Genomic DNA, 12557 nt, shown 5'->3' with positions numbered 1-12557 from the left:
CTCAAAAAGTGGGTGGCTGCGTAGGTAGACCGGAGTGACGTTAGTATCGAAGCGTGATTCCGGTAATGATGTAGTCGCGGCCTCCCATGCCACCTTCGACCATCACCATCAATCGTTCATCAATCGCCCACATCCCACCTACCAGAAAGTTCCACTGGCGTGGTTCGTATTGATCGACCTGGACCTGCAAACCGTTGCCCAGTGCTGGGTGATTGATCAACAGATCGACGGTCTGTGCGGTATCTTGATACATCGCACCGAGGTGGGCCTCCCCTTTGAAGAACGGCAGATCAATCGGCACGCCGACGCGTGGGGAGATCACCAAAGCAGTCAGCGACGATTCCACCTGAGAGAAGTTCGTCCAAGTCTTGTTCACATCTAGCGTGGCGAACCAATGTTTTCCGCCGACACCGGTCGTAATGCCCCAACCAGCTGTGGGACCTTCCAACTCGACCGGTACATGGATGGTTGCATCAGGGGAAAACATGGTAGGAAAATCGCTAACCACCACGTCGACGTTGCCCGTCGACTTTGTGTACCCAACCAGCCCATAGACGTTGATAAACGGCAAGATCCAAGCGTCAATCCGCGCGATCTGACTTGAAGCATGGAACTTCGTTGTCGGCACGCTGACGCGATTAACCGAAGTGGGTGTTCCGCCATTAAGCGCTAAGCGAACGTCAGAAACGGCCACTTTGCGGTTCAGTTCTGTGAAGACGATGCCCGTGCCAAGCTCGGGAGGTAAGGTCATCCCGCTCCCTTCAACCAACCCCTCAAAAAGCGGAATCGGTAGTGGAGAAGGAGGAATGACGGCATCGATGAGCTCGCCAATTCTTTCCTGAGCACGACCAAAACGGCCTCTCAGTGTGGGACCGCAGCAGCCGCAACCTTGGGCTCGGCTTTGGTGGTAGGCTAGGCAGTCATCGCAGTAATCCCACGGCACACAATAATCGTCGATCGCCGCGTCTCGTTGAAACAGCTGAAAACGGAGGCCGCCCCTGGAATCCTCGCAATCGCAAGTCGCATCCGAGCAGGCAGGGGTGAAGTCGTCCGCATCGTCTCCGACAACCGTGCCGACGCACAAGCAGACAAAAAGTAGGACCTTCTTAATCTGGAGAAACATGGAGACCAGCTCCCGTGTCGTGCCTTCGCCGTTTGATGATGGATCAGATTCGACGACGCGCTTACGTCGTCAAAACCTCAAAAGATAGAATTCGTCGCACTCCCTGGGGATGAATTACTCCCACAGTGGGAACTATCGGACACCAGCCAGCACGGCGGGAGGCTTTCTTGGCAAATGTCTGGCTTCAAGGCAAACGATCCGAAGCTTTGACTTTTCGAACTTCTCTACCTCACCTGACCGATACCTCCTTTCGCATTAACGCTAGCACCACAATTTGGCGTCACTCATGATTCGCCCTGAAAGAAGTCTTTTAACGGAGGTGCCATATTGGCCGGAATATTGTCTCCCCAGGCTCCGCCATCAATACTACGACCAGTCGGCTTTCCTTTGTCGTCGACTTCGTAAAACACGGGAATCGAGCTGAAATCGAAATCAGAACCTTTTAACTTCTTCGACCAGGCATCGACGTCCATTTGAATGATGTAAGTTCCCTCAAAAGCGTCCTGCATCTTTGGATGGCTCAGACTGTTACGGAGCGACCGGCACGGTGCGCACCAATCGGCCGTTCCTTCCACGTATGGCTTTCTTCCTTCTAGCTTCGCCTGCTCGATTTCTTTTTGCAGTTGATCTGATAGTTCGCCAAACTCGGGAAAAAGCTGGACGACCGTAAACGTGGTAGGTGGCGGTGCAGGTTCAGGAACCTCGCCACAACCGGCTGCGGCCGTGAGAAGTAAGAGCAAGCAAATCAGGAGACAACGACCGTCAGCGACATTCGCTATCCGTACTGATGGGGTCTGTGGCATCGTCGGATCTCCTGTGTAAGGTGAAGACGTTGATTTTGGTCAAGCCAAGATTTCGGCGATCGCTTAAAACTCGGCCTGAAACTGCGACCGAATCAGTGTGCCGGTATCTCCCACCATAATATCACTGGCCGTGTTTTGCAGGGGGCTGTTTTCGAGTTTAACCGCATCGATGGAAATCTTCATCCGCGACGTTTTGAGCGGGTACCAGTTCATGCCGGCGCCATACTCGCGCCCGGTGCCGAAATCGCCGGAGACTTGCGAATACCGAGCGTTGATGTCGAGCACGCCAGGAATCAGAAACTTCCCCGCCTCCACGTAGAATCCATGCTGAAAGAGTTGCTCGCGTGAGATCGGTCCATCAGCTTCTATCTGCTGAATCCACCGGAGGAAGACTTCCGCATCGACACTCCAGCCACGATACTTCCAAGCCAGATCGACTCCATATAGATAGACGTTGAACGAATTGATCGTCACACCAGGTCCCAACGCTCCGGTTTCGGTCAGTCGTGTTCCATCCGACAACCGAATGAAATCGGCTTCATCGATCGGAACGCCATCTACCACCCCTTGCTGCGGCGAGTAAACGAATGAATGCCCGACTCGAATCAATGGCTGCTCGCTATAATCGATGTCGGCAATCTGCTCGCCGAATGCTCCCCAAGGGTCAAAGTAGTTGGTGAAGGCAAAGGTAAGTTCGTTGTCAGAGGATGAATTGGGAGCGTTAGAAGAGAAGTAGCCGTTGCCGACCATCGCCTCGTAGTGGCCCGTTTCTCCCAGCTTGCCGACACCGAACAATCCCACGGTCAGGTTCGGGCGGAAGAAATCGAGCGACATCGGTCGATCAACGAGCCGAGTTCGGCGCGAGCTCATCAACCACTGTCGGGTGCCAGGTACTTTCCGTTTGCCAAGCTGCAATTCAAACGAGTCGCAGACCTGCCAGCGAAAGTAGTAATAGAAGAAGTCAACCGTGTGTCCGCCATCGGTGTCGCCATCCAACAGCACCAAATAGCCTAACTTCCGATCGAGGAAGTGTCCGGAGAACATCAAGCGGGCGCGTTCGATATCGAAGGCATCGCGGTTGCGAACCGGACGCGTAATCCCGGCGTTATCGGTCCAAGTAGTCACGCCACGCGAGAAAGCATGGTAACGAAACTGTCCCCATCCGTTGATCTTCAGTTCGAATGGGAATTCCTCTTTGTCAAACGGGCGGATCATAAACCCGTTATCGTAATCGGCGAAGTAGTTCAGCTTGTAGTACGACTGGTCAACCGGTGTGCCGTCGCACTGGAAGTCTAACGGTACTTCGGCCACGAGAGGTAACCGCTGCAATGACGTATCATCGCACGAGTTGGGATTGGCTACGTTGCTTGGCGCGAAATAGGCATCTCTCTGATCGAGACGGCTTCGTAGTTCCGCCAACTCTGCTGCTTGCTGTTGGAGTTGGCGCTGCAGCTGGTCGATTTGCGCATCGGTACCGGTCTGCCCCCAAGCAGAGGCCGATCCGAAGGCGCACAGAAGCATGGCGCACCATGCTATCCACCTGCTCACTCGACCTGTTCTCCCGTATGTGGCAAGGAAGCAACCCGAAGCCTGATCGGTTGTCGACGTTCGCGCGAATCACCACGATCCGGCAGCATATGGATAAGAAATCGATCGAGCACGGCGCTCGACCGTAACGATTCCCCAACCTACCGGGGGAATGATGTGCCCATCGGTAAAGCCTTCGCGCTTGCAGCGACTTTACCGACGCAAGCAGCTAGCAAGGGGTCGCCGAATGATCAATTGCTAACCATCGACCGGATTGGTAGGTGTCTCAAGCGTAAGTTGAAAGAAGCCGAAATCCAACCATCGATCGAACTTGTAGGCGGCTTGCTTGATGGAACCTGCCAAGTGAAAACCTAGCTTTTCATGCAACTGAATGCTGCCCTGGTTGCTTAAGTCGATGCAACCGACCATCACATGCAAGTCTTGCTGCTTCGCCATCGCGATCAACTGCATCATTAAGGCCATGCCCAGGCCTTTGCCACGATGTTCGGTGTGGATGTAAACGGAATGTTCGACCGTGTATTTGTAAGCAGGGAATGGACGAAAGGTTCCATACGTGGCGAATCCCATCAGTTGCCCATCAGCATTGACGGCGCCGATCACCGGAAAGTTGCCTTTCCGCTTCGCTTCAAACCAACCGGCCATACTTTCGGCAGGACGCGGATGGTAGTCGTACAGCGCGGTCGAATGAACGATTGCTTCGTTCAGAATCTCGAGAATTGCTGAGGCGTGATCTTCGTACGTACAGGCGACGAACTGCATACAGATGACTTCAGGCGGGAACCAAACAGTGAAATGCTCCCGCCTATTCTAATCTACGGCATGCCGTGTGGCAGGGGCTCCATGGTGATTGGCGTTGGACCAGTCGGAATGCCGTCGCTTGGCGAGGGGGCAGGGCCAATCATCTGTTCCAAGGCACTGACTCGTTTCTCCAGGGCGTTCATCCTGGCTTTGGCTTCCGGGCTATCGCCAGAACAATTCCGTGTTCCCAGACTCAAGCTGAAACAGCCAGAGCTCGAACCACAAACCCCGACCGCTAGCAAGGCCACACCCAACGAACGACCAAATATCATCGCCGAAACCTCAGTGGATTGTTGTTTCCAGAGACCATCACAGTGGGGGGATATTCCTGAGATTTAGAAGCGCGGTCAAGGGCAGTTTTAGAATGGATCGCCAGCGGTAGCTTGTTCCCCAACGTGATCGCTTAGCTACCAAGTGCCAGTGATACTCGCCACGCTATGCGTCCGAGTATCTGTGGATCGATACGCTTCTGTTTCTCCTTCAATTCGATTTTTCGTGAGATCGATTCGCCCTAGGGATGCAGGGACGAGATGCCGCTGACGCCTGATCGTTCTCGCTTATTGTTTCGCGCTAAGCGACTATCTCGGCATGTTCCTTGCGGCTGATTTAATTAGCTCACAACAACTGCTCACCGCTCGGTCAATCTCCATCCGCCCACTGCCCATACAGGAGTGCTTCCATGAAATGGATTCGCCAGACGTTAGCAGGACTCAGCGTCCTTGCTCTCGCAGTAACGACGACGGCTCTCTTCGCCGAACCAGCCAACGCTGACAGTCGCGACACAGATGCCCCAGCCAAACGCGTTGATACACCGCCGAAAGCTCCCTCAGCACGAGCAATGCCTCCAAGAGCACCTCTCTACTATGACACAATCCCGAGGGGAACTACCTCAATGATCGACTGTCTGACCGCTCACGACGCCTGTCTGAGCGTGAGATCAACGACATTGACCCACAGTTTGGACAGTGGCAGCGTGACAACTACTGGGAAGACAGCAACTTCATCGGCTACCCAACCTACGACTCACCCTACCAAGGCTACCCCGGTACAGGTCCGCTGAATTACGCCTACCCAGCCTATGGAAGTCGTAGTCGAGGCTACATGACCGATCCCAATTACTTCACCGATCGTTGGTGGGATTGGTAAGGCACGAGTAGCTTCCTACCCGAACAATCAACAGCCACGCCCCGACAGTCGGAAAGGTTTCGTCCGTCGGGATGAATGTGAAGATGAATTTCTTACGAGAGAAAGGAGTTACGACTCATGAAATTGTCCCCCCATCTCGCCGTGGCCCTCGCCCTTGGTATGTCCGCCACAATGGTCATGCCGGTTGCAGCCCAATCGCAGTCGGGTCGACGTGATCGAGCGGAGACCAATTCCAACCAATATGATAAGGCACAACAGCGAGGTCAGCAGCAAAATCAGCGACGGGATCAAAGTCGCGATTCGGAAGGCCATCACGAATATGAAGATGACTGGCGCGAATCGCATCAGCAATCATCGCAAGATCGAACGGATCGACGAGCATCGAACCAGTCCCAACGTCGCAACCTAGAACTCGATCTCGAGGGTTGGGTTAACATCGCCACTGATTACGATCACGATGGTCGCTACGACACGATCGAAACGATCTACCTCTACGATCTGGAGCGAGCACGACAGCAAAGCCAGGCACGGTCGCGTCAGAAGCATCGGGACGGCCAATTCGCCAATTCACAGCGAAGTCAGCAGATGCTGCAGGTTCGTGGTGAAATCCAGAGTCTCGAGCGCAAGCAGATGATGGATTCCAACCAGAAGAATGTCGTTGCCAAACTGAAGGATGATCAACAACGAATTGCAACAGTCTGTCTCGGCCCTGAGAGCAAAGTAAAGCAGTTGCAACTTTCAGAAGGCGACACGATCCAAGCCCATGGGCAACGAGCCCGCATCGATGGTCGTCCTGTGCTCATGGCCCAGAAGGTAAAGGCCAACGGTCAGACGATTCAAAACCAGATGAATCGTCAGCAACAACGACTTAAGCGTCTCAAAGGTGAAGTCGTAAGCACGCGGAAAGCAAACTTCGATGGTCGAGACGGTCAGTATCTCGTAGCGCGAGTGAACACGGATGAACAAGGGACGCAACAGATCAATCTTGGTCCCGCCAAGAAGCTTTCGGAACTTAACATTTCGGAAGGGACGGAAGTTCGCGTCCTCGCTCGTGAAGGTCGGATTAACAGTCGACCGGCGATGATCGCCGAGGTAGTTCGCGCCAACAACCACAGCGTTGATGTGCGTGGTGCCACCCGTCGCACCTTGAAACCACAATTGCCGGAAGATCAACACGATGCATCTTCGCACGATCAGTCTTCCGACCAAAAATCGGTTTCGCAACCGCAGAAGTCAGATGAACAGGACAGCGCGGTTACGGTAACTTCCGACGACGATTCGTCTGATTCCGATCGATAGTTGACACATTCACGGTCGCTAAGAACCGGGCGATGGCTCATGACTCATGGGCCATCGTCTTTTTTTGTGCGCTGATTTCAATTCGCCGTGCTTCATCGGAAAATCGCCCATACTGCAAGAAGTGGAGCGTCTCGCGCATGCCGGTTCGATGGAACATCAGCATGTTATGCCCGCACGGAATCACGATTCGATCGCGCTGACAAGCAAGCGACGTACTCTCGCACGCGACGAGCATGTCGCGTTTCCCGGCAATAATTCCCGTTTCAAAGCAAATCGGCTCGGGCAGTCTTTGAACCAAGCTATCTGGTCCATCGGAAATATCAGCCAACGCAGGCAGCGGCCAACGTAAGAAGTAGGAAGCAATCCGCGCTAACCGAGAGCCGTGGTTGGGCGGGGCGAGCATGACCACGCGACCAGGATGGCGCCAAGTCATGCCTTCCAGCGCCGCACGCAGGACGATGCCTCCCATGCTGTGGGTGACAAAGTGCGTCGGTTCGTCCGACTCGGCGTAAACGGCCAGATCATCCCGTAATCTTGCGGCATCGTCTTGGACAGAGGTTCCCAATGACCGATACCCCCAACGCGTGGCATGAAACGAGCGATGCCGCAAGTAACTTTCAAACGGGCGCAGCAACAGCGGAAATGCTGAAATACCATGAATCAGTATGACATTATCCTGCGTGCCCATGCCCAATTCTTTCATTCCGTCGGCTCCACGAACAAGATAATTCGAAACGCTGCGTGAATGCCATCCCCAATTTGATTGTGTTAAACTGGACTCTTATTGACGACTGCATCGCCAATCCAGCAGGGGCGACCGACCGCAGCCCTCGATTCGTGGCAAGTCGGCCCGTAGCACTTTCGAGTTTCGTGCGCAGACATCAATATTCGAACCTACCTTCTTGCTGCCCACCACAAGGATTCACCTCGATGCGAACCTTCCGTACCTTGGCCAACAGCGTTGGTCTTCTGTCGCTTCTCCTGACAAGCGTTGCTTTCGCCCAAAGCAAACCAAGCCTCGGCGATATCGACCCCGACATGAAAGCGGACAAGCCAGCTGCCGATGGACTGGTTTGGCACGACATCACCGAGTGGGGCGTCGAAGGACGTATCCTCCCAGACCAACCGCGCGATCGCTGGTTCGATCGTTTCCCGAAATCGGCCAATGGCCATGTGACGCCGGCCGTCTGGAGCCTTAGCCGCGATAGCGCTGGCATGATGGTTCGCTTCAAAACCGATGCCACCGAGATCCATGTCCACTACAAGCTGATGGATGCCGGGCTTGCCATGCCGCACATGCCGGCCACGGGTGTCAGCGGCATCGATCTTTATGCACGCGATAAGGATGGCAAATGGAAGTGGGTGATGGTCACCAAGCCAACCCAGCAAGAAATGAAAACCGCCATCATCAAAGGCCTGGCCCCAGGCATGCGCGAGTACGCCGCCTACTTGCCTCTATACAACGGAGTCGACTTCGTGAAGATCGGCGTGAAGCCGGGTGCCAAGTTTGAAGAGCTGGCACCACGCGAAAAGCCCATTGTGTTCTACGGAACCAGCATCACGCACGGCGCCTGTGCCAGTCGACCTGGCATGGTTCATACCGCAATTCTTGGTCGTTGGCTCGATCGTCCCGTGGTTAACCTCGGATTCAGCGGCAACGGCAAGATGGACAAGGAAGTGGGGGATTATCTGGTGCAGCTCGACCCAGCGGCCTATGTGATCGACTGCCTACCGAACATGAATGCCGCTGCGGTGACCGAGCGCTGCGTCCCGCTGGTCAAACAGCTTCGCGCGGCCCGCCCCGACACGCCGATCATCCTGGTGGAAGATCGCCGCAACACAAACGATTGGATCTTGCCAGCGCGGCACGAACATCACACCCAAAACCATGCCGCTCTGAAAGCCGCCTACGACGAACTCACCAAGGCTGGCGTCAAACACCTGGCCTACATCGAAGGAGACACCCTCTACGGAGATGACACCGAAGGAGCGACCGACGCATCCCACGCCAGCGATCTCGGCTTCATGCGTCAAGCGGAAGCTTTTAAGCCTGTGCTGGACAAGATGCTCGGCGAATCGAAATAACGTCTTCACTTCAGGCAAGTAAGCTGGAACGCAATATTGCTCGTTCCAGCTTTCGCCTGGCGAATCACCCAGTCCCTAATTTTCGACGCGCTTCGTCTTGACACCCAGGATTTCATGCAGGACTTAAACACCACATTCAGCGAACTATCCGCAGAAGTTTTTCGCGTCTTTCAATCGGAACAATTTCTCAGCAATCACACTTCGTATTCCACGCGGGTTGCCTGTTCCGGTAAGAAGGATGTCCATATTCGTATCGTCAGCAACGAGCAGTACCTGCAAGACATCGACATCCACAATGAGTCGTCCGCTTGCGTTGAACTGGATGAAGGAACAATCAGCAGCATCGAGCTGTCGTTCTTCAATTTCTCGTACCACGACATGTACGACAACTTTCAGCATGCCTCGGATGAAGCGACCCGGCTGAGCAATCTGTTGATGGAGAACGACAAGCTTCGCGTGTTTGCCACACAGTTTGCCGCAACCCAGTCGACGATCGATCCCGAAGAGCTTTACTCGCACATCATCTCACGTCCCATCTTGCACGGTACGGCCATCCTGTACGCACGCGTCATCCTCATGGGACGCCGTTACGCGATATTGGAAGCAGTGCTCGAAGCTTACAAAGATGGACTCCTGCCGTTTGGCTGGGATCTAGAAACCGATTCAATCCTTGCCATACGCCCGGTCATCGATTGATTTCGATTTTTCCCGCCGGTGTTATCGCTAACTCCCCCGATCCTCGCGTTTACCACACGCAAGCCCATCGAAAAACCCTGGCGTGAACATCTGGCCTCAATCGCAGGAGCGACCGACACCGCCCAAGTAGGCAACCTAGGTTTCATTTGGCAAGCGAATGTCTTTCTGCTTGTATTGGAAGGAATACTTGAAGCAAAGATCTGAGTCGCTAATCCATGTGAATTCCACGTGAAGTAGGTTCCTTTCTCATGGACCGTGCACTAGACTCACGACAGAAAGCAGACCGTTTCGGTTTGCCTATTCGCTTTTCGGCTTCGGAGTCTGCTTCGTATGTGCGGTTCGTCTTTCGCTCGGCTGGTTCTGGTTCTTTTTGTTGCCGCATCGTCGTGCTTCTCCTATAGAATTTCGTCGGCACAGTTTGCCGCGGACGAAACCGTCGGGCCAAAGCAGGACGGGCAGGGGATGACGCCGGTCAATCAAGTATTGACCCCCTACGGGCGGCAATTGGACCTGCCAGGCATGCGACCTCAGGCGTTGGCCCTTTCCCCCAGTGGCCGCATTCTGGTGACCTCAGGCAAAACGAATGAGCTTATCGTCGTCGATCCTGTGGAAGCCAACATCAAACAGCGCGTCAAGTTGCCGGGGGTCTTGCCGGAAGAACGTTCGCAGGAAGAATCGAAACAAGCGGTCGTACCGACCGATACCAGAGGGCAACTCAGCTATACCGGGCTCCTGTTCTCACCGGCTGGCGATCGCATCTACATGAGCGATGTCAACGGTTCGATCAAAGTGTTTGACGTCGCCGCGGATGATACCGTTAGCCCCGCTTTCGCCTGGAAGTTGCCAGCCGCCAACGCCCCGCGTCGCGCGGCAGAAATCCCCAGCGGCCTGGCACTCTCGCAAGAAGGATCGCGGCTTTACGTTTGTGGCAACCTTTCCAATCAACTGCTCGAAATCGATACCGAGACCGGCAAGGTACTGCGTACGTTCCCTGTCGGGGTCGCCCCGTTTGATGTCGTGCTGATCGGTAACAAGGCTTACGTCAGCAACTGGGGTGGACGTCGCCCGAAACAGGGTGATCTCACCGGTCCTGCTGGCCGGGGAACAACCGTCCGTGTCGATCCCGTGAAGCACATCGCCAGTGAAGGCTCGGTCAGTGTCGTCGATCTCGGTAGCGGAGAAGTCGTGAAGGAGATTCTCACGGGACTGCACGCCAGTGGTTTAGCGGCCTCTCCCGAGAATCCACTTCTGGTCTGCTGTAATGCGGGCAGCGATACGCTGAGCCTCATTGATACTCGCACGGATACCGTGGTGAAAACCGTGTGGGCCAAAGCGAGTCCGGCAGATTTACTCGGGGCAGGGCCCAATGCCGCGGCTTTTGATGACGAAGGCGAGCGGCTATACGTGGCAAACGGCTCCCAGAACGCCGTTGCTGTCTTCGAGCTGGAAGAAGACGAGCCGGAAGATACCAAGTTGATCGGCATGATCCCGGTCGGCTGGTACCCTGGCGCGATCTTGGTCGACGACGCTCGTAAGCGAATTGTGACCGCCAACATCAAAGGACTCGCCAAAGAACCCAAGCCGTACAACGGTGGTGCAACGCCTGACGCGAAGGGGTTCAATACGCATCACTACTTCGGAACGCTCTCGCTGTTCGACATTCCGCTGGATGAGCTGTTGCCTTCCCTGTCAGAGCGTGTCTCGCGGAACATGCGTGCTCCACGAATTGCAGACGCCTTACTCCCGGCTCGCGAGAATCAACCACCGCGTGCAATTCCGGAACGCATCGGCGAGCCAAGCCTGATTAAGCATGTCATCTACATCATCAAAGAGAATCGCACTTACGACCAGGTACTCGGTTCGCTCGGACGGGGCAACGGTGATCCCTCGCTTTGTATTTTTGGTCCGCAGGTGACACCGAACCACCACAAGCTCGCCAATGACTTTGTCCTGCTCGACAACACCTATTGCTGTGGAATCCTCAGCGCGGATGGTCACCAATGGAGCACGACCGCATTCTCGACCGACTACATGGAAAAGAGCTTCGCAGGTTTCCCGCGTAGCTACCCCGACGGGATGGGTGTCGATGAAGACGACGCGCTCGCGTACGCGCCGTCTGGCTTTCTGTGGGATAACGCCTTGAAGAAGGGAATCACCGTTCGCAACTACGGCGAGTTTATGGGCCCTGAGGTTCGCTGGCGTGATGCGTCGAAGAAGGGAACGCCCAACTTCCTGGCTTGCTACAACGCTTGGAAGAATAAGACCGAGGATGTCGTCTTCGGCTGTTGGCCCAGTGTCGAATCGCTTCGGCCGATCTCGCCGCCGAAGTACGTCGGGTGGAATATGTCCGTCCCTGATCAATACCGGGCCGACTTCGTGCTGAATGAACTGGCCGAGTTCGAGAAGCAGGGTGAGTACCCGCAGTTGGTGATCATCTGCCTACCGAACGACCACACCAGCGGAACTTCACCCCGTTGTCCGACCCCTGCCGCTTGCATGGCCGACAACGACCTTGCGTTCGGCCGCATTGTCGAAGGCTTGAGTCATTCCAAGTTCTGGAACGAAATGGCTGTCTTTGCAATTGAAGATGACCCACAAGCTGGCTGGGACCACGTCAGCGGTTATCGCACGATCGCCTTCTGTGCCAGCCCGTACGCCAAGCGGGGCGAGCTTGTCAGTACACAGTACAACACGACCAGTGTGATCCGCACCATCGAACAAATCCTCGGGCTACCACCGATGAACCAGTTTGACGCCAGCGCGACGCCAATGTTCGATTGCTTCCAAGACGCACCCAACAAGGCACCTTATGATGCAGCAAAGGCGCTCGTCCCACTCGATCAAATGAACCCTGATCCGAAAGCCATCGACGATCCGATTCTTAAGCAAGATGCGATCGTGTCGTCGACACTCAACTTCCGCGAAATCGACCGCGCGCCAGAAGATGTCCTTAACCAAATCCTGTGGCGCGCAATGCACGGCAGCCGTGATCCCTACCCAGCCTGGGCGGTGTCGGAAGATGTTGAGGACGACGACGATTAGCAAAGGGGCAGTCGTTG

General features: G+C 55.0%; 11 protein-coding genes. 5 read left to right on the top strand and 6 right to left on the bottom strand.

All coding sequences use genetic code 11. The features are described 5' to 3' along the window. Positions 1-40 precede the first annotated feature (40 nt). From C5Y83_RS07055 to C5Y83_RS07045, 3 genes are all read right to left on the bottom strand, one after another. A complete protein-coding gene (locus C5Y83_RS07055) occupies positions 41-1123 on the bottom strand; it encodes a hypothetical protein (protein WP_105328947.1) in 1083 nt (360 codons plus the stop codon). Between the two features lie 284 nt (positions 1124-1407). Continuing rightward, on the bottom strand, positions 1408-1926 hold the full coding sequence (locus C5Y83_RS07050) for a hypothetical protein (RefSeq protein WP_105328946.1): 519 nt from the start codon (positions 1924-1926) through the stop codon (positions 1408-1410). Between the two features lie 63 nt (positions 1927-1989). Beyond that, on the bottom strand, positions 1990-3447 hold the full coding sequence (locus tag C5Y83_RS07045; protein WP_105328945.1) for a porin: 1458 nt from the start codon (positions 3445-3447) through the stop codon (positions 1990-1992). Between the two features lie 8 nt (positions 3448-3455). Between C5Y83_RS07045 and C5Y83_RS29340 the strand changes: the two genes are divergently transcribed. Then, positions 3456-3602: a hypothetical protein gene (locus C5Y83_RS29340; RefSeq protein WP_158262268.1), complete on the top strand. Its 147-nt coding sequence runs from the start codon at positions 3456-3458 to the stop codon at positions 3600-3602. A gap of 109 nt (positions 3603-3711) precedes the next feature. On the opposite strand, the gene C5Y83_RS07040 is transcribed toward C5Y83_RS29340, so the two are convergent. Beyond that, positions 3712-4233: a GNAT family N-acetyltransferase gene (locus C5Y83_RS07040; RefSeq protein WP_105328944.1), complete on the bottom strand. Its 522-nt coding sequence runs from the start codon at positions 4231-4233 to the stop codon at positions 3712-3714. A gap of 53 nt (positions 4234-4286) precedes the next feature. Then, positions 4287-4544 (bottom strand): hypothetical protein, encoded by a 258-nt coding sequence (locus tag C5Y83_RS07035; protein WP_105328943.1) that lies wholly within the window; start codon positions 4542-4544, stop codon positions 4287-4289. A gap of 991 nt (positions 4545-5535) precedes the next feature. Here C5Y83_RS07035 and C5Y83_RS07030 point away from each other — a divergent pair. Next, positions 5536-6717, top strand: coding sequence for a hypothetical protein (locus C5Y83_RS07030; protein ID WP_105328942.1), 1182 nt, complete (start codon positions 5536-5538; stop codon positions 6715-6717). A gap of 37 nt (positions 6718-6754) precedes the next feature. On the opposite strand, the gene C5Y83_RS07025 is transcribed toward C5Y83_RS07030, so the two are convergent. Beyond that, positions 6755-7420, bottom strand: coding sequence for an esterase/lipase family protein (locus C5Y83_RS07025; protein WP_105328941.1), 666 nt, complete (start codon positions 7418-7420; stop codon positions 6755-6757). Between the two features lie 227 nt (positions 7421-7647). Between C5Y83_RS07025 and C5Y83_RS07020 the strand changes: the two genes are divergently transcribed. The 3 genes from C5Y83_RS07020 to C5Y83_RS07005 all read left to right on the top strand — a co-directional run bounded on the left by C5Y83_RS07020 (position 7648) and on the right by C5Y83_RS07005 (position 12540). Further along, on the top strand, positions 7648-8802 hold the full coding sequence (locus C5Y83_RS07020) for an SGNH/GDSL hydrolase family protein (RefSeq protein ID WP_105328940.1): 1155 nt from the start codon (positions 7648-7650) through the stop codon (positions 8800-8802). Positions 8803-8916: 114 nt separating this feature from the next. Beyond that, positions 8917-9498, top strand: a complete 582-nt coding sequence (locus tag C5Y83_RS07015) for a hypothetical protein (protein WP_146117679.1) — start codon at positions 8917-8919, stop codon at positions 9496-9498. Positions 9499-9828: 330 nt separating this feature from the next. Beyond that, positions 9829-12540, top strand: a complete 2712-nt coding sequence (locus C5Y83_RS07005) for a bifunctional YncE family protein/alkaline phosphatase family protein (RefSeq protein WP_105328937.1) — start codon at positions 9829-9831, stop codon at positions 12538-12540. The last annotated feature ends 17 nt before the right edge of the window (positions 12541-12557 follow it).

Origin of the sequence: Blastopirellula marina (assembly GCF_002967765.1) — a bacterium.
Taxonomy (GTDB): Bacteria; Planctomycetota; Planctomycetia; order Pirellulales; family Pirellulaceae; genus Bremerella; species Bremerella marina_A.
The sequence above is the reverse complement of the archived record's forward strand: the minus strand, read 5'-3'. Positions and strand labels throughout refer to the sequence as shown.

Bases quoted from the DNA above. Each gene is read 5' to 3' on its own strand.
- C5Y83_RS07055 (WP_105328947.1), bottom strand. From the start codon at position 1,123: ATGTTTCTCCAGATTAAGAAGGTCCTACTTTTTGTCTGCTTGTGCGTC.
- C5Y83_RS07050 (WP_105328946.1), bottom strand. From the start codon at position 1,926: ATGCCACAGACCCCATCAGTACGGATAGCGAATGTCGCTGACGGTCGT.
- C5Y83_RS07045 (WP_105328945.1), bottom strand. From the start codon at position 3,447: ATGCTTCTGTGCGCCTTCGGATCGGCCTCTGCTTGGGGGCAGACCGGT.
- C5Y83_RS29340 (WP_158262268.1), top strand. From the start codon at position 3,456: ATGCTATCCACCTGCTCACTCGACCTGTTCTCCCGTATGTGGCAAGGA.
- C5Y83_RS07040 (WP_105328944.1), bottom strand. From the start codon at position 4,233: ATGCAGTTCGTCGCCTGTACGTACGAAGATCACGCCTCAGCAATTCTC.
- C5Y83_RS07035 (WP_105328943.1), bottom strand. From the start codon at position 4,544: ATGATATTTGGTCGTTCGTTGGGTGTGGCCTTGCTAGCGGTCGGGGTT.
- C5Y83_RS07030 (WP_105328942.1), top strand. From the start codon at position 5,536: ATGAAATTGTCCCCCCATCTCGCCGTGGCCCTCGCCCTTGGTATGTCC.
- C5Y83_RS07025 (WP_105328941.1), bottom strand. From the start codon at position 7,420: ATGAAAGAATTGGGCATGGGCACGCAGGATAATGTCATACTGATTCAT.
- C5Y83_RS07020 (WP_105328940.1), top strand. From the start codon at position 7,648: ATGCGAACCTTCCGTACCTTGGCCAACAGCGTTGGTCTTCTGTCGCTT.
- C5Y83_RS07015 (WP_146117679.1), top strand. From the start codon at position 8,917: ATGCAGGACTTAAACACCACATTCAGCGAACTATCCGCAGAAGTTTTT.
- C5Y83_RS07005 (WP_105328937.1), top strand. From the start codon at position 9,829: ATGTGCGGTTCGTCTTTCGCTCGGCTGGTTCTGGTTCTTTTTGTTGCC.